General features: G+C 37.0%; 21 protein-coding genes and 2 pseudogenes. 21 read left to right on the forward strand and 2 right to left on the reverse strand.

Features of this window, described 5'->3' with window-relative positions:
• Nucleotides 1-45 precede the first annotated feature (45 nt).
• From BLR86_RS17035 to BLR86_RS17045, 3 genes are read left to right on the forward strand one after another with little or no spacing between them, the layout of a single operon-like run.
• Nucleotides 46-963 (forward strand): carbohydrate ABC transporter permease, encoded by a 918-nt coding sequence (locus BLR86_RS17035; RefSeq protein WP_217642395.1) that lies wholly within the window; start codon nucleotides 46-48, stop codon nucleotides 961-963.
• Nucleotides 963-1,793 carry a carbohydrate ABC transporter permease gene (locus BLR86_RS17040; RefSeq protein ID WP_090763981.1) on the forward strand — a complete coding sequence of 277 codons (831 nt, stop codon included), beginning with the start codon at nucleotides 963-965 and terminating at the stop codon, nucleotides 1,791-1,793. Before BLR86_RS17035 ends, BLR86_RS17040 begins: the two co-directional genes overlap by 1 nt.
• A 19-nt stretch (nucleotides 1,794-1,812) precedes the next feature.
• Complete coding sequence (locus tag BLR86_RS17045; protein ID WP_090763984.1) at nucleotides 1,813-4,968, forward strand: beta-galactosidase, LacZ type; 3,156 nt, start codon at nucleotides 1,813-1,815, stop codon at nucleotides 4,966-4,968.
• A 300-nt stretch (nucleotides 4,969-5,268) separates the two neighbouring features.
• On the opposite strand, the gene BLR86_RS17050 is transcribed toward BLR86_RS17045, so the two are convergent.
• A complete protein-coding gene (locus tag BLR86_RS17050; protein ID WP_090763987.1) occupies nucleotides 5,269-6,822 on the reverse strand; it encodes an ABC-F family ATP-binding cassette domain-containing protein in 1,554 nt (517 codons plus the stop codon).
• 509 nt (nucleotides 6,823-7,331) lie between these two features.
• On the opposite strand from BLR86_RS17050, the gene BLR86_RS17055 reads away from it, so the two are divergent.
• The 14 genes and pseudogenes from BLR86_RS17055 (at nucleotide 7,332) to BLR86_RS17115 (ending at nucleotide 20,663) form a co-directional block, all read left to right on the forward strand.
• Nucleotides 7,332-7,661 carry a hypothetical protein gene (locus BLR86_RS17055; RefSeq protein WP_090763990.1) on the forward strand — a complete coding sequence of 110 codons (330 nt, stop codon included), beginning with the start codon at nucleotides 7,332-7,334 and terminating at the stop codon, nucleotides 7,659-7,661.
• Between the two features lie 565 nt (nucleotides 7,662-8,226).
• On the forward strand, nucleotides 8,227-8,487 hold the full coding sequence (locus BLR86_RS17060; RefSeq protein ID WP_090763993.1) for a hypothetical protein: 261 nt from the start codon (nucleotides 8,227-8,229) through the stop codon (nucleotides 8,485-8,487).
• A complete protein-coding gene (locus tag BLR86_RS17065; RefSeq protein ID WP_090763996.1) occupies nucleotides 8,484-8,876 on the forward strand; it encodes an aspartyl protease family protein in 393 nt (130 codons plus the stop codon). Before BLR86_RS17060 ends, BLR86_RS17065 begins: the two co-directional genes overlap by 4 nt.
• 359 nt (nucleotides 8,877-9,235) lie before the next feature.
• Complete coding sequence (locus tag BLR86_RS17070; RefSeq protein ID WP_090764000.1) at nucleotides 9,236-9,808, forward strand: helix-turn-helix domain-containing protein; 573 nt, start codon at nucleotides 9,236-9,238, stop codon at nucleotides 9,806-9,808.
• A 525-nt stretch (nucleotides 9,809-10,333) separates the two neighbouring features.
• A pseudogene (locus BLR86_RS17075) lies at nucleotides 10,334-10,930 on the forward strand (substrate-binding domain-containing protein); the annotation flags it as partial.
• A 79-nt stretch (nucleotides 10,931-11,009) separates the two neighbouring features.
• Nucleotides 11,010-12,026 (forward strand): Gfo/Idh/MocA family oxidoreductase, encoded by a 1,017-nt coding sequence (locus BLR86_RS17080; protein ID WP_090764003.1) that lies wholly within the window; start codon nucleotides 11,010-11,012, stop codon nucleotides 12,024-12,026.
• Nucleotides 12,027-12,339: 313 nt separating this feature from the next.
• A complete protein-coding gene (locus BLR86_RS17085) occupies nucleotides 12,340-13,542 on the forward strand; it encodes a macrolide family glycosyltransferase (protein WP_090764006.1) in 1,203 nt (400 codons plus the stop codon).
• A 121-nt stretch (nucleotides 13,543-13,663) separates the two neighbouring features.
• Entirely contained in the window at nucleotides 13,664-14,965 is a 1,302-nt protein-coding gene (locus BLR86_RS17090) for a VTT domain-containing protein (RefSeq protein WP_090764008.1), read from the forward strand.
• 498 nt (nucleotides 14,966-15,463) lie between these two features.
• Entirely contained in the window at nucleotides 15,464-15,982 is a 519-nt protein-coding gene (locus BLR86_RS17095) for a spermidine/spermine N(1)-acetyltransferase (protein ID WP_090764387.1), read from the forward strand.
• Nucleotides 15,983-16,136: 154 nt separating this feature from the next.
• Nucleotides 16,137-16,790 carry a hypothetical protein gene (locus BLR86_RS17100; protein ID WP_254782358.1) on the forward strand — a complete coding sequence of 218 codons (654 nt, stop codon included), beginning with the start codon at nucleotides 16,137-16,139 and terminating at the stop codon, nucleotides 16,788-16,790.
• Nucleotides 16,787-16,954, forward strand: a complete 168-nt coding sequence (locus BLR86_RS26175) for a hypothetical protein (protein WP_175492936.1) — start codon at nucleotides 16,787-16,789, stop codon at nucleotides 16,952-16,954. Before BLR86_RS17100 ends, BLR86_RS26175 begins: the two co-directional genes overlap by 4 nt.
• 531 nt (nucleotides 16,955-17,485) lie before the next feature.
• Nucleotides 17,486-18,340 carry a malate synthase gene (locus BLR86_RS17105; RefSeq protein ID WP_090764014.1) on the forward strand — a complete coding sequence of 285 codons (855 nt, stop codon included), beginning with the start codon at nucleotides 17,486-17,488 and terminating at the stop codon, nucleotides 18,338-18,340.
• Between the two features lie 356 nt (nucleotides 18,341-18,696).
• Nucleotides 18,697-19,650 carry a tRNA dihydrouridine synthase gene (locus tag BLR86_RS17110; RefSeq protein WP_090764390.1) on the forward strand — a complete coding sequence of 318 codons (954 nt, stop codon included), beginning with the start codon at nucleotides 18,697-18,699 and terminating at the stop codon, nucleotides 19,648-19,650.
• A gap of 26 nt (nucleotides 19,651-19,676) precedes the next feature.
• The gene (locus BLR86_RS17115; protein ID WP_090764017.1) at nucleotides 19,677-20,663 is read left to right on the forward strand and encodes a diaminopimelate dehydrogenase; all 987 of its coding nucleotides are present in this window, start codon (nucleotides 19,677-19,679) and stop codon (nucleotides 20,661-20,663) included.
• Nucleotides 20,664-20,782: 119 nt separating this feature from the next.
• Here the strand turns inward: BLR86_RS17115 and BLR86_RS17120 are convergent.
• Nucleotides 20,783-21,041: pseudogene (locus BLR86_RS17120) on the reverse strand (DJ-1/PfpI family protein).
• A 545-nt stretch (nucleotides 21,042-21,586) separates the two neighbouring features.
• On the opposite strand from BLR86_RS17120, the gene BLR86_RS17125 reads away from it, so the two are divergent.
• From BLR86_RS17125 to BLR86_RS17140, 4 genes are read left to right on the forward strand one after another with little or no spacing between them, the layout of a single operon-like run.
• Complete coding sequence (locus tag BLR86_RS17125; protein WP_090764020.1) at nucleotides 21,587-22,684, forward strand: ABC transporter ATP-binding protein; 1,098 nt, start codon at nucleotides 21,587-21,589, stop codon at nucleotides 22,682-22,684.
• Nucleotides 22,674-23,477 (forward strand): ABC transporter permease, encoded by an 804-nt coding sequence (locus BLR86_RS17130; protein WP_090764023.1) that lies wholly within the window; start codon nucleotides 22,674-22,676, stop codon nucleotides 23,475-23,477. Before BLR86_RS17125 ends, BLR86_RS17130 begins: the two co-directional genes overlap by 11 nt.
• Entirely contained in the window at nucleotides 23,478-24,278 is an 801-nt protein-coding gene (locus BLR86_RS17135; RefSeq protein WP_090764026.1) for an ABC transporter permease, read from the forward strand.
• Nucleotides 24,275-25,351 carry an ABC transporter substrate-binding protein gene (locus BLR86_RS17140; protein WP_090764029.1) on the forward strand — a complete coding sequence of 359 codons (1,077 nt, stop codon included), beginning with the start codon at nucleotides 24,275-24,277 and terminating at the stop codon, nucleotides 25,349-25,351. Before BLR86_RS17135 ends, BLR86_RS17140 begins: the two co-directional genes overlap by 4 nt.
• Nucleotides 25,352-25,405 lie beyond the last annotated feature (54 nt).

The following is a 25,405-nucleotide window of genomic DNA, read 5'->3' on the forward strand; positions in this document are numbered from 1 at the left end:
TGTTTGCTAGTTGAACACCTACTCTTCTTTATAGGAGGTGCCAAAATGAGAGAAACAGCTGTGGGAAAAATGACAGGACCTTCTGTTGCCAGAAAGAAAAAACGGAATCAAAAAAAATTAACTCCCTACCTATTTCTATCGCCGTTTTTCATAGTATTTGCCATATTCATGGTATATCCCATTATTGAATCATTGTATTTATCTTTCACTTCTGCTCAAGGAAACAGTGCAGAATGGGTTGGATTTGAAAACTTTAAAAACATCCTTACGGACGGATTATTTTGGAAATCCTTATATAATGTTTTTATCATCTTAATTGTTCAAGTACCAATCATGCTCATTATAGGGACTTTATTAGCTGTCCTATTAAACTCAAATTTTATAAAGGGAAAGGCCATCTTTCGATTATTTATCTTTTTGCCGGTATTAATTGATTTAGTCACCTATTCCATTGTCTTTACCCTTATTTTTAATGAGCAATATGGAATGATGAATTACCTTTTAGGTCTCATTCATATTGACCCAATTCAATGGTTTAGTGACCCGTTCTGGTCGAAAGTGTTGATTATTATTGCGGTGACATGGAGATGGACCGGTTATAATACGATTATTTTGTTAGCAGGAATCACAACGATTGATCACTCGTTGTATGAATCTGCTGAAGTGGATGGGGCCAATAAATTCACCCAATTCTTTAAGATTACCATTCCCATGTTAAAACCAATCCTTCTGTTTTGTGGAATTCTTTCTACCATTGGGACGATTCAATTATTTACGGAGCCTTCTTTATTAACTGCTGGCGGACCAAACAATGCAACCAATACACCTATTATGTACCTTTATCAATTTGGATTTCAAAGCTTCCAATTTGGATATGCATCAGCCGCAGCGTATATCATTACCATTATCGTTGGGATTATTAGTTTCTTCCAAATCAAGGTTTCAAAAGGAGGAGAGATTTAATGAAAGGACCATCCTTCTTAACAAAATCAGCAGGATATCTATTTTTAATTTTGGCTAGTATTGCTTCTGTGTATCCGTTTTATTGGATGTTTGTAGGCTCTACTCTATCAGATAGTGACATTTTCCAAAGTCCTCCTAAGTTATTACCGAGTGGAGAGTTTATGAATAACATATCAGGACTAGCGGCATCTGCTCCTATTTGGCAGGCATTGGGTAATAGTTTACTCATTTCTACTATTTTTACGATTGCTACTTTATATTTGTGTGCGATTGCAGGATACGCCTTTGCAAAATATGAGTTTAAAGGGAAAAACGTCATGTTCGTTATCGTATTAATTACGATGATGCTGCCACACCAAGTAACCTTAATTCCTTTGTTCAAAATGATTATCGGGTTCGGCTGGCAAGATCAACCCCAGGCGGTTATTTTACCAGCACTCGCGAATGCCTTTGGGGTCTTCTTTATGAGGCAAAATATGATGAGTATTCCGACTGAAATGATAGAAGCAGCAAGAATTGATGGCGCTAGTGAAATGTCCATTTTTCATAAAATTATTTTGCCCACATCCTTACCGCCATTAGCTGCATTGGGTATATTGAGCTTTATCCAACAATGGGGCAATTACTTGTGGCCGCTTATTATTTTACAGGATCGAGAAAGTACCACGTTACCTGTTCTATTATCCCAGCTAGTGGCTCCAGGCCAAGTTGTCTATTATGGCCAAGTATTAGCGGGAACTGTTGTCAGCATTGTTCCGGTATTAATTTTATTCCTGTTATTGCAAAAATATTTTATCAGCGGAATATTTGGCGGATCTGTTAAAGGGTAATATCGAGAGGAGAAGGAAAATGAGTTTACAACATGATTGGGAAAACTTGAACGTATTACAAAAGAATCGGCTGCAAGCCAGGTCATCCTTTTTTAGCTATAAGAGTAAACAAAAGGCCCTTACGTATGAGCGAGGAGACTCACAGGGTTTCTTATTGCTCAATGGTAATTGGAAATTTCATTATGCGAACTCGCCGATGGAGTCACCGAGTGATTTTTACCAGGAGGATTACTCCACTGATCATTGGGCGGATATCAGTGTTCCATCCCATTGGCAATTAAAAGGGTACGGGAGACCACATTATACAAATGTCCAGTATCCTTTTCCAGTAGAACCTCCGTATATTCCATCCGAAAATCCAACTGGATCATACAGCCGAACCTTTACTGTTACAAAGGAAGCTTTACAAGGGAGAGTACATCTCATATTTGAGGGTGTGGATAGCTCTTTCCATGTTTGGGTGAATGGAAATTTCGCAGGGTATAGTCAAGGCAGTCGACTTCAATCAGAGTTTGATATTACTCTTCTTGTAAGAGAAGGCGAGAATCGGATCTCGGTACGTGTCTATCAATGGGCCGAATCCTCTTATATTGAAGATCAAGATATGTGGTGGTTAAGCGGAATATTTAGGGATGTCTATATTCTCTCAAAACCGGATGTTCATATCCGTGATTTGTTTTTGAATGGTACTCTAGAACATGACTATCAAGATGGCCGACTTGACTTTGAAATTGATTTGTCCGGAGTGTATCAAGATCATACGGTAGAAGTGGAAATCCAACAGGAGGGCACTGTTGTCGCATTACACAAACAAGGTGTAGCGTGCGAAACGGTGACAGGTTCGATCCACTTGGATAAAGTGAAATCATGGAATGCTGAAATTCCCTTCTTATATGATGTGGTGGTCACTCTACTAAATCCTGCTGGGGAAGTGGTAGAAGTTATTCCACAAAAATGCGGATTTAGAACGGTTGAGATTAAAGGCGGCCAATTATTGGTAAATGGTGTAGCCATTATGTTTAAAGGTGTAAATCGACATGATGCCCATCCAGATTACGGAAGGGCAGTCCCATTACGGTCCATGATTGAGGATTTAGTTTTAATGAAACAGCATAACGTTAATGCCATCCGAACTGCGCATTATCCAAACGACCCGAGATTCTATGATCTTTGTGATCAATTTGGCTTTTATGTGATTGATGAAGCCGATCTTGAGTGTCATGGGTTGACCAAAATTGGCCAGCCACATGTACTAAGTAATGACCCAGCATGGAAACCTGCCTATTTAGATCGAATGGAAAGAATGGTAGAACGAGATAAAAACCATCCTTCCATCATTATGTGGTCATTAGGGAATGAGTCCGGTTTTGGACAAAATCATGTTGCGATGTATGAATGGGCAAAAAGAAGAGATCCTTCAAGACTGGTCCACTATGAAGGGGAGACGAGGGAAATGTTGTTGGAGGATAACTTTATCCCAACAAAGGATCCAGTAGCAACGGATGTTCATACGTCCATGTATACGCCAATTGAAAAATTAAAGGCCATTGGGGGATTAACCTATTTAAACAAGCCCCATATTTTATGCGAATATGCTCATGCAATGGGCAATGGCCCAGGTGGTTTTAAAGAATATTGGGAGACCTTTTATGCCTATGATCGATTGCAGGGCGGTTTTGTATGGGAATGGGTTGACCACGGTTTACGCCAATATACAGAGGATGGAACGGAATATTTTGCATACGGCGGGGATTTTGGAGAGACACCGCATGATGGAAACTTTGTCATCGATGGATTAATTCGGCCGGATCGTGAGCCATCCCCAGCCATAGCTGAATTAAAAAAGGTGATCGAACCCGTTGTCACATCCCAGTTTAATGACAAAGAAAAAAACATCCTAATCCAAAATCGATTTGATTTTTCCGATTTATCAACTTTACAGTGTGAGTGGTTTATTGAAGCTGATGGACAAATCCTTGAAGGTGGAATAGTCGATGTTCCAGACATACCTGCAAACACGGCTAAGGTGGTTGACTTACCGATTCATCTGCCGACTGTAGTGAAGGAAAATACAGATTATTGGTTAAATCTCGTTTGGAAGACGAAAGAAAAGACAAGATGGGCGGATTCAGGTCATCCGGTTGCGTGGTCACAATATGAACTCCCAATCTCTCGTTTCGTTCAGATTGAACCCCAACATTTAGGTCAAATAACGGTTCAAGAAAAAACTTCTACAACGAAAATAACTGGACCTACCTTTGAGTTGACCTTTAATAAACATAATGGACGAATAGAAGATTTTTGTTTTGATGGTCAGTTAGTGATGTCAAAGGGACCAAGGTTAAATTTCTGGAGAGCACCAATCGATAATGATTTATTGGGATCGGAAGAGTTTAACGCAAGCTCCGTTACAAAACGATGGAAGGAATTTGGTGTACATGCCATTCAACATCGAATAATCGGAACCGACGTGACTATCAGTGAAGACCTCCAGTCCGTGGTCATTCAGTGTGAAGCCAAACTAGCACCACCTGTTCTTGCGTGGGGATTCCATGTGACCTATCTTTACACCATCCATGCGAATGGAAGAATCGTAGTAGAAATCAAGGGCGTGAAATCTGGTGAGGGACCTCAGTACCTGCCGCGAATTGGTGTAGAGATGGATGTAGAAGATACCTACGATTACGTGCAGTGGTATGGATTAGGACCAAATGAAGCCTATAGTGATAGCAGGCAGGCGGCAAGGATGAGCGTTTGGTCATCCACCGTTGATTGCTTACATACGTCATATGTGGTCCCGCAGGAAAACGGTAACCGCCACCAAACAAAATGGGCAAGTTTTACACAAGAAAGTGGAAAAGGATTGTTCATCAGTGGATCCTCTTTTGATTTCACTGCAAGCTATTATACAGTTGAACAGTTGGAGACAGCCAAACATACAAGTGACCTATTTAAACAGCCGTATATCACCTTACATGTTGATAAACAGCAATATGGGTTGGGCTCAGCCAGCTGTGGTCAAGAAGTGCAAGAACAGTATCGTTTGGAAAATGAAAACTTTGAATTATTATTTTCAATGATGCCATATGATGAAAATGCCAATTCTCCTATTGCTTTAAGTAAAAAGTTTACTAGTGTAACACATCAACTTAAAGAAGAATTGCAGAAACAGTGAAAATGAAGCAAATTTCCAATCTGTTTATAGAAGGCAAAGACGCGGACTTACCCTTTTAACCTAGAAATAGGTATCAGTGATTGGTAGATAGAAGTTAAGAAAAGGGAAGCATTCTACCATTTAGAATGGCTTCCCTTTTTAGTGGCTAGTGTGAAAGTGAAAATACGTTGCTTTATATAGAAGGATGATAAAAATGACCGATAAGTTACCAGTGTTGATGCAGGCAGTACGGGGGCTGATCGATTATTTAAAAGGGTACCCAAGTGAACTTTAATTCATTGGGTACCCCTTAATCTTTATTTAAAACACTTTCGTAGTCCAATCCTCACAATTCCAAATATCGGTCGCAATTTCACGATAGAAGTCAGGTTCGTGGGATACCATTAAGATACTTCCGCGATATGCCTTTAAAGCACGCTTCAATTCTTCTTTTGCGTCAACATCCAAGTGATTGGTAGGTTCGTCTAGAATTAATAAATTTGTTTCTGTGTTTAAAATTTTACACAATCGAACTTTGGCTTTTTCGCCACCAGAAAGGACCTCGACTTTACTTTCAATATGTTTCGTCGTTAATCCACATTTTGCAAGAGCAGTACGGACTTCAGCCTGATTCATACTTGGGAACTCGCTCCAAATCTCTTCAATACAAGTGTTGTAGTTAGACTGTTTAACTTCCTGCTCGAAGTAACCGACGTGTTGATACTCACCACGTTCCACTTTACCCGAAATGGGATCAATCAACCCAAGAATACTTTTTAAAAGAGTAGACTTACCAATACCGTTTGCACCAACGAATGCAATTTTTTGTCCGCGTTCCATTTTCAAATTCAGAGGGCGAGAAAGTGGTTCATTGTAACCAATAACAAGATCTTCAGCTGTGAAAATCCAACGACTAGCAGCACGAGCTTCTTTGAAAATAAACTCTGGTTTCGGCTTCTCTCTCCCCAATTCAATAACTTCCATTTTGTCGAGCTTCTTTTGACGAGACATCGCCATATTACGAGTAGCCACACTTGCCTTGTTACGAGCAACGAAATCCTTCAAATTCGCAATTTCTTGTTGTTGACGTTTGTAAGCAGACTCTAGCTGCTGTTTCTTCATCTCATGAATATTTAGGAAGTTATCATAGTCACCAACATAGCGATTCAACTCTTGGTTTTCCATGTGATAGATTAAGTTAACAACATTGTTCAAGAATGGAATATCATGTGAAATCAAGATAAATGCATTTTCATATTCCTGTAAATAGCGCTTCAACCACTCGATATGCTGTTCATCCAAATAGTTTGTAGGCTCGTCTAGTAATAGAATTTCAGGCTTTTCTAGCAAAAGCTTAGCTAGTAAAACTTTCGTACGTTGCCCACCACTAAGATCATCAACATCTCGATCGAGTCCAACATCGTCTAATCCTAGACCACGGGCAACTTCCTCAACTTTTGCATTAATTTGATAGAAATCATTGCTATCTAACGTTTCTTGTAGCTCTCCAACTTCTGCAAGTAATGCGTCGATATCAGCACCTTCATCACCCATTTTTGCATAAAGGTCATTAATCTCTGCTTCAGCATCAAATAAATATTGAAAAGCAGTACTCAAAGCCTCACGCATCGTAGTACCTTTTTGAAGTACAGCATGCTGATCTAAATAACCAACACGAACTTTTCGTGACCACTCAACTTTCCCCTCGTCGGGCTGCAACTTCCCAGTAACAATATTCATGAAGGTAGACTTACCCTCACCATTTGCCCCAACTAGTCCAACGTGCTCTCCTTTTAAAAGTCGGAAAGACACATTATTAAAAATCGCACGATCACCGAAACCATGACTTAAATTTTGTACGTTTAATACGCTCATTTTTTTATCCCCTTATCTAATATCACATGTGGATATCTTACTAGATTTTTGCTGCTTTTTCTACTTGAAGTTATATTTTCCAATAACGATTTAAGGGTACCTGACCACCGGTATAGTAATATTTTTATGAACTGGTGTCAGGCACCAATATTCTAATTAACCTTGTATGGTGTGTTCACATAATTGTAGAAAACCCTTACAAAAGAAAAATTAATATGAAAATATAGTGTGATATAATTTTATCGGAAGGGAGGTAAAAAATACCAAAGTAGTATCAATATTATTATTTTTTTAAAGGTAAGATTCCTTTCTACTAAATCCGCGATTTTCCCCTTTCATTTCTCATCATTTTAAATCCACTACTAGACTTATAATAACTTCCTGTAAAAATGCTGAATCCAATTTAATAATTAAATAATTGGGGAAGCTGCCGGTAAAATCCAAGTTATACAAAAGGTTATGTATACCACTTTTGTACGAAAATCTAAATTTGAAGGAGGATGATTAAAATGGGTCATGATATATCGGGATACAATAATGCAGGAGAGGAAATTGCTTATGCCCGTTTTAGCATGGGGAATTACAATTCAACCATATTGTACAGATTACTTGATGCTAATGATTTTTACGCAGGAGTTAGTGGGAATGGCAGGAGCACCACCTTCTCAACAGAACAAATGGAAAAGGCGTTGAAAGCCTACAAGGAATTTTTTCGTACTGGTGACTCCCTGTCAGGAATTGATTTATTAGGGATGGATCAAAAACAAATCCTGAAGTTTATACTCAACTGCTTAGCAGCAGCACAAAAAGAAAACAGTGTAAAAGTCTATTTTGGCTAATGTATTGTAAGACACTACACGGAATATTACCGCTTCAAAGCATCCCAATAACTCCTTTATATTTCTTCTTTCTGCATTCAATCTCAAGAATTGCCCATAATTTCCTAAAAACCCATGACTCAAACCTTCCATAAACAACTTCCTTTTTTGCAAAGAGCAATATTAGAAAGAATCATATAATTCTATAGGAAAAGAGCAATTGCATATTACTGGTGTTAACTGAAAACGAAGTGCATGGAGTATCAATGAACGGTCATGGTTAACTTTTAGGCGGAGAATTTCCGGCTAATGTATATAGAGGTAGCATAAGAAGCAGATATAAGCGGAGATAATTCGATTACCTGCTCTAAATAGGAAAAAATTTAAAGATTCGGATACTATAAACGGAAAACCTTCCTTTATGAAAAAATAGCAGTTTCCCAAAATAAATGGAATTTTTCTGTTTTTTTTCAAACGCAGTGAAATCAACATTCGGTTATAACAAAGCAAATAAAATCGATCATTAGTTCAAGTTGGTAATGATATAATAAAGAATGAATATGGAATGAATCGGAGGCGTATGTAAATGAAATGGTCTGAAGTACGTCAGCATTTTCCAGAACGTTGTGTCTTAGTAGAAGCATTAAAATCAGAAACAAGAGGTAAAGAAAGAGTCATTGAGGAAATGGCAGTAATTGATGACTTTGAGAATGGCAATGCAGCATGGAAAGCCTACAAAAAACTGCATTTAGAAAATAAAAGCCTAGAATTATATATTTTTCACACAAATAATGAAGAAATAAAGGTAATTGAGCAACCATATATAGGAGTGCGTAGAAGAGTATGAAATTTGAAATGGATGATCATTTACCTCTAGTTGCTGTTCAGATTGAATACAACGGAATGAAAATGATTTTTACTAACGTACTGCTTGATACTGGCTGTTCTTCAACCATTTTAGATACAGATTTATGTGAAGAAGTCGGATTGATGCTCGATTTAGAAAACGCCATTACACGGAAAATGTACGGAATTGGCGGTACTGAAGTCTGCATTGAACAAAAAGTGAGCGGTATGACTATAGATAAGTTTCCACTTAATGATTTCACTATCCAGCTAGGCGATGTCAGAGAAATGCATGGATTTGACGGGATCATCGGCAGTGATTTTTTTCTTGCAAATAAATTAATCATCGACTTCAAAAATATGGAAGTACGAAAAACTAGATTAAGGTAAACACTACTACACCATTCTATCTGCGATCACTATTCAAGCCATATGGAGTGCTGTAACAATAGGAGCAGGAAAATCTATTCACTGCATTATACCTTTAAATCGTTTTAAACAATCTTTTACACATAAGTTATTGAATACCTTATTAACTAAAAACCCTACATTACTTATGTATGTAGGGTTTTTGTTTTATTTTGGCTTCTCTGGAGGATGGGGGAAATCCCGAAGAACATTGTGAAAATGATGGCAAAACTATCAATTTATCATAATGCCACGAAGAGTAGCATCGGTGACAACAAGTATTTGTTGGATTTTGCAGAATAAAATGATATAAATTTCCTAACGACAAAGGAGGAATTGGTTTGACATTAGGAGAAAAGATAAAAGACTTTCGAACGAGAGCTGGATTATCGCAGGAACAGTTAGCAGAAAAATTATGTGTATCAAGGCAGGCAATTACAAAATGGGAAAATGACCGAGGAATTCCTGATATTAATAATTTACAGTCCATTGCAAATTTATTTGATGTGAGTATTGATTTATTAGTTAATAATAAGGAAGGCATTTCTAAAATAGTAATCAATGAAGAAATTGATTTAGAAACCTATCAAAAAAGTGGAAAATGTCGTTCAAAGTATGATGCAGTGGTGAAAGAAAAATATCCACATGCAAAAGTTATTTTTCCTCTAATAAGAAGAAAAAAGTTAAATTTAGCACAAGAAATTGTTGATTTTATTATACAGCCAGGTACTTTACAAGTCGCAGATTCCTTTAATGATCTGTCTTCTTACTATCTTGTTGAAATAAATAACAAGCAGCTATTAGTTCGAGTTACTAAAACATATATTGAGGGAAGAGAATTAAGTCAGAAATTTGATGGCAAGAAATGCATTATTGATGAAAATCTTTTCAAAAAAACTACCTACACAATCTAAGGTGTTTAGATTAAAACTGGATTTTAAAGCTACATTCAAGGCATGAGCATGGTAATTCACCGAGCTCGTGCTTTTTTGTTGTCTAAAAGATGGGGCACTTTCTGAATGGATTAAAAAAGACTACTCTTTTCTTTATCTAAAGATAAGAAAGTATAAGTTTTTGAACTTAGTTTACTGTCCAGCTCCAGCGCCAAAGCATATTCAGAGTAGCGGCTGTTCAGCTCGTCGCAAAGCTGCAAAGAAGTAATTCAAGTAGTGGCTTGGCTCTTCGTGTTTCCTTTATCTCGGTTGAAGCGCTCCACAAGGAACGCCCCGGCAGCATAAACTTCGCACGAAGAAAAAGCGTTAGCTTTTTCGAGGAGGCCATACGCCGCTGACCAGGGCGCTTCCGCTTTTCTTTTTAGAAATGATAAAAAAGTATAGAAGATAATAAAAGATTACTCTATGTTAGCGCTTTCAGATGGTATAAACCGCTATTCGATGAACATGTAGGAATTAATTTAATTTTAAAAGGAGGAAATTTTAGTGAAAAAGGTTTGGAGATTATTTTCTTTATTAATGATAGCGATATTGTTAACTGGTATGTTAGCAGCATGTGGTAGTGGTAAAACGGGTGGAAGCAGCAAAGTGAGTGTAGGTATTGTTCTACCGACAAAAGATGAGCCAAGATGGGTACAGGATGAGCAACGGTTCAAAGCTGCACTAGCTGATTCTAAATACACGACTGAAATCTTATTTAGCCAAGGTTCTTCTGCGAAGGAAAAAGAAAACGTAGAAACACTACTTAACAAAGGAATTAAAGTATTAATTATTGCTCCTCACGATGGTGCAGCAGCTGGTGCAGCAGTTGAAGCAGCGAAAAAAGAAGGAGTAACCGTTATTTCCTATGACCGTTTGATTACTGAAACGGATGCTGTTGATTATTATGTAACATTTGATAGTGTGGCAGTAGGTGCTGCTCAAGGCCAATATTTAATTGATAATGCCAAAGGTAAAAACGTTCCGTTATACCTTTATGCAGGTGCTGCTTCTGATAATAATGCATTTTTATTCTTCGAAGGTGCTTGGAAAGTGCTTCAACCTAAAATTGCAAACGGTACTTTTGTAATAGCTAACTCTAGTAGGAGAATGATATCTAGCGCTTGATACTTTTTAGTGGTTGAATATGGATAGGCATAAGTAGATTACGGGAGGTTTTTTCATGATAAAAACGATAGTTATTGGTTTTGGTGCTGCTGCAAAGGTGTTTCACTTACCGCACTTAGTTCATTCTGATAAATATGAAGTGGTGGGAGTTGTTTCAAGATCTAAAGCATCCAAAGAACATAGCGATGTAAGTCATATACCGGTGTATGAAACGTTAGAAGAGGCACTTTCACTTAGTGATGCAACGTTGTATATTATTACAACCCCTTCTGATAGGCATTATGACATGTTGAAACAATGTATTCTTGCAGGAAAAGATGTGCTTGTCGAAAAGCCAGCGTTTTTAACAGTTGAAGAAGGAAAAGAATTAATTCAGCTTAACCAAAATAGTGAGTCTGTCGTGACTGTACACCAAAATCGTCGCTGGGATGGAGACTTTTTATTCATACAAAAACTTCTCCATGAAGAAACGTTAGGAGACTGGAAAGTCCTTGAATCACGTTTTGATCGATTCCGACCAGTTATTTGTAATCGATGGAGAGAACAACCAGGTGCGGGTTCTGGTATTCTCTATGATTTAGGTTCCCACTTAATTGATCAAGTACTTGTGTTATTTGGTGAACCAGATACAATCTATGCAGAGGTAATGACACAACGAGAGAACGGTCAAACGGATGATGGCTTTTTCATTGTGTTCCACTATGGAGAAAAACGCGTCTATTTACGCTCAAGTTCCTTCATTAATTCGACTTATCCTCGTTTTGAAGTGCACGGATTAAAAGGTAGTTTCGTAAAATATGGACTAGACAAACAAGAACTTCAACTAATAGACGGTACTTACTATCAAGGAAAAGAAAAAGAGGTTGGAACCATCTATATAGAAGATACGAAAAACGTTACGATCGAGCCCGGAGGTTATAACCACTTTTTTTCATTGCTTGCAGATGGCTTAAGGAGTAGGAAGCCGGTTGTTTCTTTGGAAGAAGCCCTTAAAGTGACACGATTTATTGAGTTGGCTCGTATTTCTTCAGATGAAGGAAGAATGTTAAAAAAAGAAGAATGGATGGGTTAAAAACCTAGGGATTTCTCTTGCTCTTAACTTGGTTAGTATGTCTTTTTCGATTTTGACATCTGATGGTGTTAAATAAACCCTTTGTTTTAATAAAACTCCCCTCTCTAATATTGAATGGGGAGTTTCAGTCAATTAGGGGCACTTAGATAGCAGAAATTAAACATATGATTAAAAAATTTGGGGGAATCTAACATGATAAAGAGCAGTAAAAAGGAGTTGTCTCTAGAACAACGTGAAATTATTTGAGTTGAGCATTGGTAGGAGACAATGGCCCTACTCATACTAGAGAACAATTTACCTAGGAGTGGTGAAAATGGCACGTGTTTTATTTGTTAATGCTGGATCAGAAGGACATGTGAATCCAACAATTGGAGTGGTGCAAGAGCTTATTTCGCGCGGCGAAGAGGTCGTGTACTTTACGATAGAAGATTTTCGAGAGAAAATTGAGAAGACGGGGGCTACTGTACGAACATTAGACGGCCATAAATTTATAAGAGCCTTTATCTCGGGTGGGAGAAATTATTTACTAGAAAGAATTAATGGTCTATTACATACGGCAGATATTGTCATACCTAGCGTGCTCGAACAGATTGAAGGAGAACATTTTGATTACATCATTCATGATTCCATGTTTGGTTGTGGACATTTACTTGCTCAAATCCTTAAGCTTCCGGCAATCTGTTCTTGTACTTCCTTTGTGCAGACAGAGGAATCATTCAATATAATGTTCGAACAGCTTTCTAAAAACATTCCTACAGAAGTCCTTAAAGAAATAAACGATGAATATCAAAGTCTGACGGCAAGGTGTGCAGAAAAATATGATGTCAAGATCCCTTCTCATTACGAAGTTTTTTGTAATCCTGCGCCACTTACAATCGTTTATACAACTAGGGATTTTCAACCTTTTGAAGAAGCATTCGACCAAACTTATAAATTTATTGGTCCATCCATCTCTACACGATTCATTCAAGAAAACTTTGACCTTACAGCAATCAAGGGAAAGAGACCGATTTATATTTCATTGGGTACGGTCTTTAACCAGGCTATTGATTTTTATAAGCTTTGTTTTAAGGCATTTGGGAACACTGATCATACCGTTGTCATGTCTATTGGGGAAAAAGCTAAAATATCCGATCTGGGGGAGATTCCAAAAAATTTCATTGTTAAAAATTATGTTCCACAAACCGAGGTGCTGAAGTACACTAAATTGTTTATCACACATGGTGGAATGAATAGTACCCATGAAGGTCTCTATTACGGGGTTCCGCTCATAGTTATCCCTCAAAGCGCAGATCAGCCAGTTATTGCCGGTCAAGTTGCCAATTTTGGAGCTGGAATTCAATTACAAATGGAGAGCTTGACGGTGAACCAGCTTCGGAAAGCCGCAGACCATGTGTTAAACCAACCATCCATCCATAAAGCTGTAGCAAAAATGAAGGAATCGCTGCAAAAATCAGGGGGATATCAACAAGCTGTTGATGAGATTTTTAAATTTAAAAGTCAATATGATATCTAAATATAAAAATTCCCCAGCTGCAAAGTTGATATGGTGCTTACTACATCCGAGGGTTCCTTGTTTAATAGTAAGCCGCGTTTTGTTCTTGACAATCATCAAGGTATAAAAGTGAGGGCTGTTTATGAGTAGTATTACATCATATCTTGATCAGTATGGATATGTATTGTTATTTATCGTGCTTACTCTTGAGCTGTTAGCACTCCCGTTACCGGGTGAGCTCATTATGAGTTACACTGGGTTTCTTGTCTACCAAGGACATCAGGGATGGTTTATCAGTATTATCGTTGCTGGGTTGGGTAGTTCATTTGGAATGACCATTGCTTATTGGATAGGAAAAAAATATGGTACTGTTTTTTTTGAAAAATACGGCAGGAAGTTCCATTTAGGCCCGGATCGATTGGAAAACACCTCTAAATGGTTTAGTAAGTATGGGAATAAATTGCTAATTATTGCTTATTTTATCCCTGGAATAAGACACTTCACGGGCTATTTTTCAGGGATTACGAATCTCAAATTTCGTACCTTCGCTCTATATGCCTATAGTGGCGCATTTATTTGGGTAGCCACTTTTATTTCACTGGGTAAAGTACTAGGACCAAAATGGGAACATTTCCATGCTTCAATAAAAAAATATCTTTTAATTGGCATCATTATCGCTTTAATCATCTTGGTCCTTGTTTATGTATACCGTAGAAAGAAAGATCAAATTAAAGATGCAGCCATTTTATGGATTAACAAAATGATGAAATTATTAAAGTCAAGAAGACGAACAGGGATATTAATTGTGTGCACCGTTGTTATCACACTTGTATTTAGTGTCCTAATGATTGAAATCATTCAAAGTTTGTTAACAAATGAGTTTCAAGAATTCGATAAAACGATGACCTTTTTGGTTCCGTCTACTTTTGGTTACGAGTGGATTCCTTTCATGCAGGCTTTCTCTTTTCTAGGGACGTCTAAAGTCCTTTTTTGCTTATGTGTTTTTACATTAATATGGATATTATGGAAGGGTAGAAATAAGGTTCTTGAAACATTTACATGGCTGCTTATTGTTTCAGGTGGAGAATTATTTGAAGAAAGTTTAAGAAGTCTATTTCATAGATTGGCACCTATTAATCAAACTTCGGCGCAGGACTTGTTTTTCAATAACTTTCCAAGTGAACAGTCATTAATGGCACTTGTCATTTATGGTTTTGCCACTTTTATTTTTGTGCGATATACCGGTAAAGCACGATTTCATACAGCAGCAGTTACTGGAGCCCTTCTTTTATTACTTTTCATAGCGGTTAGCCGTATCTTTTTTAATGTTCAATACCCTAGTGATATTGTGGCAGGATATATATTTGGTGGAGTGTGGTTAAGTTTAAATATCCTTGTATTAGAGATTTTTCGTTTACTGCGAAAGGTCCATATTGAAGTTTAGACTAATTAATACGCTTAAGTACATTTCATTCATCATAAAATATAAAACCCAAGAAGGATTTGCTCGAAAAACCAATCCTTTTTGGGTTTTATATTTGGTAAATATCATCTTGTGATTTTCATGTAGCTATTGTTAAATGTATCAAGACTCCCGTTTTGATTTGGTCGTGTCTTGCCATTAATAAGGTAATTTGTGTCATGGTAATAGGCAGCGAAGATTATTTTCGATAGGCTAAATATTTAAGAATCCATATATTGGCATACTTATCTTTGAATGTTCTTAACCCTTGAAATGAATCTTTCATGCTCGTTTGGAATGGACCTGGCATAAGCAATAGCTATGGTTTTGGGAGTGGATCGCCTTATCATGAGGGGGTTATAGATGCTTCTTTGTTAAACCTATTAATTTGTTACAATTGATGTAGATTATTGACTAGGAATTTGTAAAAAGAGGAACCAAGAGAAATTATTGATGCGCATAAAGGAGCTGAATAGTAAGATGACTTGTGAAATAAAAAAGTGCAACCTTGAAGATTTGCAAATCCTTCAAGAAATAAGTATAGAGACATTCAACGATGCATTTAAAGAACAGAATTCACCTGAAAATATGAAAACCTATTTAGAAAGAGCATTTAACTTAAAACAATTAGAAAAAGAATTAACCAATTTTTCTTCGGAATTCTTCTTTGTTTATTTTCATAATGAAGTCGCTGGGTATTTAAAGCTCAATTCCAATGATGCACAATCTGAAGAAATGAGTGATGAATCGCTTGAAGTCGAGAGGATTTATGTAAAGAACAAATTTCAAAAACATGGATTCGGTAAACTTCTGTTAGATAAAGCTTTTGAAATTGCGATGGAATGTAATAAACAGAAAATCTGGCTTGGCGTATGGGAAAAAAATGAGAATGCTATTGCTTTTTATAAGAAGATGGGATTCGTTCAAACGGGGGTCCACTCTTTTTATATGGGTGATGAAGAACAAACGGACTTTATCATGAGCAAAGCACTTAAATAACTTTCTTTGCATGAAAACAGAGAAAAGTACTTTTTTGCAGTAGAAGTTGGAAGGATATTTAAAAAAGATTCAGGGGAAGTTTCCTATATTTTGATTAATATCCTTTTTTCTAAATGATAAAATTAAAGTGAGACAAGAGGTCAGGGGGATGAGTATGAAAAAATTTTTAGCTATCTTTTTAGCATTAGTTGTGTTGGGTATTGGGGCTAATTTTATGATCGATCAATTTAGAGCTACCCCACCTTCTACTACGATAACTGTGGGAGACAAAAAGGTTTCAGTTGCACAAGGTTCGTATTGTTGGCGAGGATTTTTGAATGCTAAGTGTGTCGATATGATCTCTCCTCCAGAAATTATTAAACATCAAGGTATTAAACCTACCATTGTATCCCCTGAAGCCGAATTGAAAATAGATTTTAAAAACAAACCTAATCGTACAATTGAAGCAAATATATGGATTAATAATGGAGAAACAGAAGCTGTCCCATTAAATGATAACATTTTGATCGCACCAAAAGATAAAGGTGTTTATGTATATGATATTTTCGCCAAATGGGAAAAAGGCGATTCAAGCTATGTTTTTGTCATTGAAGTTAAGACCAAAGAAGAGGATTCAAAAACATTACCTCCATTTAAGTTGACCTCTAATGAAGAAAAGGCTTATGAAAATTTTCAAAATGATTTTAATCTAACACATCTAAATGGATTAGAACCTATTAGTATTGCTAAATTATATGTTAAAGCAGGCTTCGAAAGAAAATACGCTGTTCAATATGCTTTATATACTGATAGGGTGAGAGAATCATGAAGAATTGGCTGTATACATTATATTTATTTGTGCTTGGAGTAATATCTTTTATTACAGGTGAAGTTGTTACTTTTATTATGCTGGGTGTCATCTTAATTAGTCTTAATAATATCCATTCTACATTAAAGGAGATATTAAAAGTAAATAAAGAAAAAAATAACTAATGGATGCATGAATTGTAATGCAATTTAAGAATACCTGAAAAGATGATTAGTATTAAAGGGTAAAGACTTGCCCATTTCAAGGATTAGGCGGTAAACAAATTTTTAGTTTCAAATCGGAATCTATGAGGTAGGCCGACAAAATTGGCAGCTAGAACGTAATCAAGTGGTTATTTATAGGGGGCTTTCCAAATGTTTTGCGACCTTTTGGAGACCTTTATTTCCTAGCTATTTCGAGGGGTTGAAGAGAATAAAACTACATTTTACCTCACAATAAAATGTGTTGTCAATAAGAAAATTTGTGATATTTTCAAAAAAATGTTATAATTGTCTTACTATTGTTTTTTCAATCGTATTCCGAATTCCGCTGTATTGTTTGTAGAAAGAATTATGGATGCGTTTTTTTAATATCCTTTTTAAACCGCAGAAAAATTCAAACAGTTCTGTGAGCTTTAAAGGAAGTTAGTTGAATAAAATTATCAATTTACTATCTAATAGTAACCGAGTTTTTATTCTATAAGGAGGACTAGAAAAATGAATCTAATCAATAAGAAAGTTACACACAAGCGTTTTGGGATGGGTAGTATAGTTAATCATAATGATTCTAGTATCGAAATCAATTTCGGATCGGAAGCTAAAAAGTTTGTTTTCCCAGATGTATTTGGAAAGCACTTAAAACTACATGATAAAAATGTTGCTAATTCACTTGAGAAAATTATACAAAAGATAGAAATGGAACGACAAGAGGAAGAATGGAAGAAGGAAGAGGAAAAAAAACTACAACAAAAAAATCACGAACTTCGCTTGGAACATGAAAAACTTATGAAAAATCATAAACTTCATCCCGAATCACAATTGGTTTTTTGGTGTGATACAGAAGAACAGAATCGTTCCTTTTCAGAATGGAAGGTTTTTTCAGGTGTAATAAAAAGTGGTAATAATAAGGGTAAGCCAAACAAGCCCATCCGCTTGCACCAAAATAGCGCTGTCCTGTTAACCGCAATAGATTCCAGCAAGCCTGAAAAAGACAGACGTATCTTAGGTGTCTATATGGTGAATGAAGATTTTATCGGTAAGCTTTGTGAAGATGGATATATTCCTGCTCATTCAACATACAAACTTCAACTTACAGAACAGGAATCGGATCAGATGCTCATGTGGAAATATTATGTAAATGAAAAATCCCCCCACAAAATGACATGGAACACAGGTAAATACCGTTATTTTGATAATATATGGATGGCTCAAATTTTGCTTGATATCGTTTCGTTGAAAAGTGACCCAGTGGAAAAAGAGCTGGCACAACAATTTTTTGAACATTTTTGTAAAATGAATCAAATAACAGGTCAAGAGTTACCAAAGCCTAATGGCGCATTAATGCGTATATAGACGTTAGCCAAAAGATAATTAGAATGACAGGGGAATGACACATTTTTCCCACCCATTACTAATGGCGAACCGAGCCTGGCCATTGTGAAGCGGTCTTGTTGTTGGAGTTGATATAATAGAAAAGCAGTTGATATAGAGAAAATCTATACCATCTGCTTTTTTGTTTATAAAAAATACCATTCAGGACCGATTTTCGGTTAAAATAAAAATTATTGATTTTCAATGTCCAAATGTACTTGTGTTTGATTATAAGTAAGTAAGCATGATATAAGTGTAAAAGAAGAGGAATATTTGGCTTTATATTTTTTGACCGAGAGTTTGAAGTTGTATCCATAGTGAGAGGATTTGGGTTTGAAATGATAGATAATTTTTGGCGTGATTTACCACGACCATTTTTTGTACTGGCACCGATGGAAGATGTGACAGATCTTGTTTTTCGTCACGTAGTAAGTGCAGCCGGTCGGCCGGATGTATTTTTCACAGAGTTTACAAATTCGGATAGCTATTGTCATCCAGAGGGCATGAAAAGTGTGCGTGGCCGTTTGACTTTTACAGAAGATGAACAGCCAATGGTGGCACATATTTGGGGAGATAATCCCGAATATTTTCGTCAAATGAGTATTGGTATGGCAGAGCTAGGATTTAAAGGCATCGATATTAATATGGGCTGCCCTGTACCGAATGTGGCATCGAGAGGGAAGGGTAGTGGCCTTATTCTGCGTCCAGACGTTGCGGCAGAACTTATTCAAGCAGCAAAAGCAGGCGGACTGCCTGTCAGTGTGAAAACACGACTAGGCGATAAGGAGGTTCAGGAGTGGGAGGAGTGGCTAACGCATATTTTAAAACAGGATATTGCGAACCTTTCTATTCATTTACGTACGAGAAAGGAAATGAGCCAAGTAGATGCGCATTGGGAGCTAATTCCAGAGATTAAAAAATTACGTGACCGTATCGCACCCAATACGCTGCTAACAATCAATGGCGACATTCCTGACCGTCAAACGGGGCTGCAGCTAGCGGAACAATATGGTATTGATGGTGTTATGATCGGGCGAGGTATTTTTAAAAATCCTTTTGCTTTTGAAAAAGAGCCGAAAGAGCATAGCAGTAAAGAATACCTTGATCTTTTAAGACTGCAGCTTGATCTTCAAGATCAATATGCGGACGTACTGCCACGTTCAATCACAGGGCTTCATCGCTTTTTCAAAATTTATGTTAAAGGGTTCCCTGGAGCTGCTGAATTAAGAAATCAATTGATGAACACGAAATCAACAGATGAAGTGCGAGCATTGCTTGATGATGAAAACTAACAAAAGATAGAAATGGGGACAGAGTAATGAGTAATCAAATTAAAGTAGGAATTGTAGGCTATGGTAATCTTGGCAGAGGAACGATTGAAGCTATCAAGCAATGTTCAGATATGGAACTTGTGGCAATTTTCACAAGAAGAGCACCTGAAAATCTTTCAATAAATGAACCAAATGTAGAAGTTTTGCATATATCGAGTGCAGAGGAATATAAGGACAAAATTGATGTGATGATTCTATGTGGAGGTTCAGCAACAGATCTTCCAGATCAAGGCCCTTATTTTGCTAGTATGTTTAACACAATTGATAGTTACGATACACATGCAAAGATTCCTGAATATTTTAGTGTAGTTGATCAAGCGGCTAAAGAAAGCGGAAAGACTAGTATTATTTCTGTTGGCTGGGATCCGGGTTTATTCTCTCTGAATCGTTTAATGTCAGAAGCGATTTTACCGAATGGTGAAACGTATACTTTCTGGGGAAAGGGACTAAGCCAAGGACATTCAGACGCCATTCGTAGAGTAGAGGGTGTAGTAGGTGGTGTTCAGTATACAGTACCGATTGATGAAGCTATAGAGAAGGTAAAAGGTGGAGAAAATCCTCAATTATCTACAGGTGAAAAACACCGTCGTGTTTGTTATGTGGTAGCAGAAGAAGGGTATAATCTTGCAAAAATTGAACAGGATATTAAAACAATGCCTAACTACTTTGCTGACTATGATACAGAAGTAAACTTTATTACTGCAGAAGAATTAAAAGAAAATCACTCAAAATTGCCGCATGGTGGATTTGTAATTCGAAGCGGAAAAACAGGAAATGATCATAAACAAAATATCGAATTTGCGCTTACCTTAGAGAGCAATCCAGAATTTACAGCTAGTGTACTAGTAGCCTATGCTAGAGCAGCTCATCGTTTGAATAAAGAAGGACAAGCTGGTGCAAAAACTGTTTTTGATGTTGCACCCGGATATTTATCTCCAAGATCCGCAGAAGATTTGAGAAGAGATCTATTGTAAAAGATATTCAGACGGATATGACGGAGATTATAGCCAATTATCTTATGAACCATAGGACGATTCAAGCACTTTCTCTTATGACAGTATAAAAGGCAGAAGGAGGCCCTTCTGCCTTTTAGTTAATCTAATATTCGCAATGATTCTCGAACAAATGCCGGTATGTCATCGGGCTGCCTGCTAGTGACTAGCTGATCGTGACACAGTAATGCTTTTATCAATAACGAGTTCACTATTACCTTGCTTTCCCTTTACTGTTTTTCCTTTTTCCATTTCAATCGTTGTTACTTCATGTCCCTTTTCTTTGAAGGATTTTACTGGTTCTGTGTACTCCGAATCCTCAAAATGATCCGTGATTAAGACAGCAATTTTTTTACTCATTCCAATCAACTCCTTTATTAGTACACTACCCCCTTATACATGAATGAAACATATATGGATGAAAAAGTTATCTCTATTTGAAGGAAACTAGTCCGCTTTTCTTAATAGTATGGCTCTGTTCGTGAGCTATGATGATATAAAATTCTGTTCATAACATTGCTAATATGGATTGATAGTTAAGAACATTCATTTTTTGAGTGGTGTCTAACTACAATCTCCAATGCTTTTCTAAAAAAATGTTTCTGTTATTATTATCTAAAACACCTAATTAACTTGAGTTTAATTTTACAGCCTTCTACAATTAGGTTATTAATAAAGGCTGTTTTCGCAACGATTGTTGTTAAAATCTTAAAAGCCATTTTACCAAATATTTAATTCGTTAAACACTTCTTTAGTAAAGACTTTTAACCGCTTTTATAGTGTATAATTAGTCTTTTGTTTCTGTAAAAAATGTATCGATAAGGCGACTCTGTACGTTAACGCTATTAAATAAATGAACCAATACTTCAGTAGAGTCTAATTATTCTTATTCATAGGAGGCTTCCATGACAAACGATATTATTATCCGATTTGATAACGTAACAAAATTTTACGACAGTGACACGAAAGTTTTACAAGATGTGAGCTTTGAACTTGAACGTGGAAAATTTTACACATTACTTGGTCCTTCAGGTTGTGGAAAAACGACGATTTTACGTATCATTGCCGGCTTTGAAAAACCGACAACAGGGGATGTATACCTTAACGGCAAGTGTGTAAACGACGTACCAGCAAACGAGCGTCAAGTAAACACTGTATTCCAAGACTACGCCCTATTCCCGCACTTAAACGTATTTGAAAACGTGGCATTTGGGTTACGCATTAAAAAAGTAAAGGAATCTGAAATTAAAGTGCGCGTAGCAGAATCGTTAAAGTTTGTAAACTTAGCTGGTTATGAAAACCGTGAAATTACAGAAATGTCAGGCGGTCAGCGCCAACGGGTTGCGATCGCACGCGCTATCGTTAATGACCCAGAAGTGATCTTACTCGATGAACCTCTATCAGCACTTGACTTAAAGCTGCGAACAGAAATGCAATATGAGTTACGCGAGCTACAGCAACGCCTTGGCAAAACATTTATTTTCGTTACACACGACCAAGAGGAAGCTTTAGCGATGAGTGATGAAATTTTCGTTTTAAACGAAGGGAATATCCAGCAATCTGGTACGCCAGTTGATATTTATGATGAGCCCATTAACCGCTTCGTTGCAGACTTCATCGGGGAGTCAAACATGGTAGACGGAGTCATGCTTGAAGACTATAAAGTTAAATTTGCCGGAAAAGTATTTGACTGTGTCGACGGCGGTATGAAGCCGAACGAAAAAATCGATGTTGTCATTCGTCCAGAAGATCTACTCATTACAACGCCAGAAGTAGGTAAAATTGTTGTGCGCGTCGATACGCAGTTATTCCGCGGCGTCCATTACGAGTTATCAACATATGATAAAGATGGAAATGAGTGGCTTGTACACTCGCTGAAAAAGGCTGAAGTAGGTGCACAAGTAGGTCTTGATTTCGACCCAGAAGCGATTCATATTATGCGTCTAAATGAAACAGAAGAAGAATTTGACGCACGCATAGAGGCGTATACGAATGAAGATTAAGTCAAAATCAGCGTTCATCCCATATTTACTATGGATTGCGCTCTTCGTTATTGCACCGATTGGGCTCATTTTGTATTATTCAATGCTCGATTTAAACGGAGAATTTACGCTTGTAAATTATAAAAATTTCTTTACATCAGCATACTTAACGATGACGCTAACGAGCTTTTGGTATGCGTTAATCATTACGTTTTTCACATTAATGATCTCGTATCCAACTGCGTACCTGTTAACAAAAACAAAGCATAAGCATTTATGGCTCATGCTCATTATTATTCCTTCATGGATTAATTTATTATTAAAAACGTATGCGTTTATCGGGATTTTCGGTTTATACGGACCCGTCAATGCTATTATCGAAATGTTAGGCTTCGACCCGACACAAATTTTATTTACCGACTTTAGTTTCGTGTTCGTGTCGGTGTACATTTTTATCCCGTTTATGATTATCCCAATTTTCAACGCGTTAGACAAAATGAATCCATCCTTAATTTATGCGGCACGTGACCTAGGTGCTTCACCGCTTACAACGTTCCGGCGCGTCATTTTTCCTTTAACGATTGAAGGTGTAAAATCAGGGATCCAAGTCACATTTATCCCTGCGCTCTCACTCTTCATGATTACGCGCTTAATTGCTGGGAACAAAGTGATCACGTTAGGTACAGCAATCGAACAGCAATTTTTAGTTGCGCAAAACTGGGGAATGGGTTCAACGATTGCCGTGTTTTTAATCTTAAGTATGTTTGCAATCATGGTGTTAACAAACACAAAGAAAAAAGGAGGTCGAGCATAAATGCGATCAGAGTTATCGACCACAGCTAAAGTATATTTAGCCCTCGTGTTTGTCATTTTATATGCACCGATCTTCTACTTGATTTTTTATTCATTCAATAGCGGTGGTTCAATGGCTTCCTTTGAAGGTTTTACATTAGAACATTATCAAGCCGTATTTGATGATAATCGTTTACTCGTTATCTTAATCAATACCGTGATTGTTGCATTGCTTTCTGCGTTAATCGCGACCATTATCGGAACACTTGGAGCCATTGGGATTGTTTCATTGAGAAATGAAAAAATACGTCAAACCGTATTATCATTAAATAATATTTTAATTGTTAGCCCAGATGTTGTGATTGGGGCAAGCTTCTTAATATTATTCACGATGATTGGAGTGAAGCTTGGCTTTACATCCGTATTAATTTCACATATTGCATTCAGTATCCCGATCGTTGTATTAATGGTCTTACCTAAGATAATGGAAATGAATACGAACTTAATTGATGCAGCACTTGATTTAGGAGCAAATCGTCGCGATGTATTAACACGTGTGATTATTCCATATATTAAACCTGGAATTTTAGCTGGTTTTTTTATGGCCGTAACCTATTCATTAGATGACTTTGCTGTTACATTTTTTGTTACTGGTAACGGATTTAGTACATTGTCTGTTGAAATCTATTCCATGGCACGTGCAGGTATTTCGTTAACCGTTAATGCAATCTCCGGGCTTGTGTTTATCGTAACAGTCGGTATTGTCGTTATGTATTATTTCATTACGCTGCGGTCGAAGAAAACGGAGGGCTCTACTCGATGAAATCCCTAATTCAGATCATGTTAGCAATTGTTATAGCATGTGGTCTACTTTCATTTGTTGCTTCAAAGCTAGAAGCAGCAAGCTCAGCTGGTGGAAAGGACACGTTAGTCATATACAATTGGGGAGAATACATTGACCCGTCGTTGATCAAGCAGTTTGAAAAAGAAACAGGCATTTCAGTTATTTATGAAACGTTCGATTCAAATGAAGCGATGTTAACGAAAATTAGACAAGGCGGCTCAGCCTATGATGTTGTTGTCCCATCAGAATATACGATTGAGACCATGATTAAAGAAGATTTGTTACTAGAAATCGATCATTCGAAACTTCCCAACTTACAAAATATCGATCCTTACTTTTTAGATTTACCATTCGACCCGAAAAACAAATATTCGATTCCATACTTTTGGGGAACGGTTGGTGTCGTTTATAATCCTAATGAAATTCCAAAACATATCACGTTTGACTCTTGGGATGATTTATGGGATCCGGCACTAAAAAATAAAGTATTTTTAGTTGATGGTGCACGTGAAGTCATCGGAATGGGCTTAAATAGTTTAGGCTATTCGTTAAATTCACGTGACGATAACGAATTACGTGAAGCATTAGATAAATTAAAACAACTAAACGGCAATGTAAAAGCGATTATTGGAGATGAAATTACCCCACTAATGATCAATAATGAAGCTACAGTTGCCGTTACCTTTTCTGGACAAGCGGCAGACATGTTGTCCGAAAACGAAGAGTTGAATTACGCAGTTCCTTCAGAAGGCTCAAACTTATGGTTCGATAACATGGTTATTCCTAAAACCTCATTAAATGTGGAAGGAGCCCATCTGTTCATTAATTTTATGCTGGATGCGCAGGTGGCTGCACAAAATACGGATTATGTAGGATATGCGATTCCAAATAAAGCGGCGTGGGAACTTTTAGATGCTGAAGTGGTAAACGATGAACGTTTTTATCCGCGTGAAGAAAGTCGCACACACTTAGAAGTATATGAAAACTTAGGTCTTGAACTGCTGGGAATATATAACGAATACTTTTTAGAATTTAAAATGTCACTAAAGTGATTCTTTAAATAAATTGGAAGCAAAAAAGCGGGTATCTCCCGCTTTTTTTAATTC

Source organism: Bacillus sp. OK048 (genome assembly GCF_900103525.1).
Classification (GTDB): Bacteria; Bacillota; Bacilli; order Bacillales; family Cytobacillaceae; genus Neobacillus.

What these genes read in the sequence shown, in the direction of transcription:
- BLR86_RS17040 (WP_090763981.1), top strand. Translation starts at nt 963, where the DNA reads ATGAAAGGACCATCCTTCTTAACAAAATCAGCAGGATATCTATTTTTA.
- BLR86_RS17065 (WP_090763996.1), top strand. Translation starts at nt 8,484, where the DNA reads ATGAAATTTGAAATGGATGATCATTTACCTCTAGTTGCTGTTCAGATT.
- BLR86_RS17055 (WP_090763990.1), top strand. Translation starts at nt 7,332, where the DNA reads ATGGGTCATGATATATCGGGATACAATAATGCAGGAGAGGAAATTGCT.
- BLR86_RS17095 (WP_090764387.1), top strand. Translation starts at nt 15,464, where the DNA reads ATGACTTGTGAAATAAAAAAGTGCAACCTTGAAGATTTGCAAATCCTT.
- BLR86_RS17110 (WP_090764390.1), top strand. Translation starts at nt 18,697, where the DNA reads ATGATAGATAATTTTTGGCGTGATTTACCACGACCATTTTTTGTACTG.
- BLR86_RS17045 (WP_090763984.1), top strand. Translation starts at nt 1,813, where the DNA reads ATGAGTTTACAACATGATTGGGAAAACTTGAACGTATTACAAAAGAAT.
- BLR86_RS17135 (WP_090764026.1), top strand. Translation starts at nt 23,478, where the DNA reads ATGCGATCAGAGTTATCGACCACAGCTAAAGTATATTTAGCCCTCGTG.
- BLR86_RS17060 (WP_090763993.1), top strand. Translation starts at nt 8,227, where the DNA reads ATGAAATGGTCTGAAGTACGTCAGCATTTTCCAGAACGTTGTGTCTTA.
- BLR86_RS17050 (WP_090763987.1), bottom strand. Translation starts at nt 6,822, where the DNA reads ATGAGCGTATTAAACGTACAAAATTTAAGTCATGGTTTCGGTGATCGT.
- BLR86_RS17125 (WP_090764020.1), top strand. Translation starts at nt 21,587, where the DNA reads ATGACAAACGATATTATTATCCGATTTGATAACGTAACAAAATTTTAC.
- BLR86_RS17140 (WP_090764029.1), top strand. Translation starts at nt 24,275, where the DNA reads ATGAAATCCCTAATTCAGATCATGTTAGCAATTGTTATAGCATGTGGT.
- BLR86_RS17035 (WP_217642395.1), top strand. Translation starts at nt 46, where the DNA reads ATGAGAGAAACAGCTGTGGGAAAAATGACAGGACCTTCTGTTGCCAGA.
- BLR86_RS17085 (WP_090764006.1), top strand. Translation starts at nt 12,340, where the DNA reads ATGGCACGTGTTTTATTTGTTAATGCTGGATCAGAAGGACATGTGAAT.
- BLR86_RS17115 (WP_090764017.1), top strand. Translation starts at nt 19,677, where the DNA reads ATGAGTAATCAAATTAAAGTAGGAATTGTAGGCTATGGTAATCTTGGC.
- BLR86_RS17105 (WP_090764014.1), top strand. Translation starts at nt 17,486, where the DNA reads ATGAATCTAATCAATAAGAAAGTTACACACAAGCGTTTTGGGATGGGT.
- BLR86_RS17080 (WP_090764003.1), top strand. Translation starts at nt 11,010, where the DNA reads ATGATAAAAACGATAGTTATTGGTTTTGGTGCTGCTGCAAAGGTGTTT.
- BLR86_RS26175 (WP_175492936.1), top strand. Translation starts at nt 16,787, where the DNA reads ATGAAGAATTGGCTGTATACATTATATTTATTTGTGCTTGGAGTAATA.
- BLR86_RS17090 (WP_090764008.1), top strand. Translation starts at nt 13,664, where the DNA reads ATGAGTAGTATTACATCATATCTTGATCAGTATGGATATGTATTGTTA.
- BLR86_RS17130 (WP_090764023.1), top strand. Translation starts at nt 22,674, where the DNA reads ATGAAGATTAAGTCAAAATCAGCGTTCATCCCATATTTACTATGGATT.
- BLR86_RS17100 (WP_254782358.1), top strand. Translation starts at nt 16,137, where the DNA reads ATGAAAAAATTTTTAGCTATCTTTTTAGCATTAGTTGTGTTGGGTATT.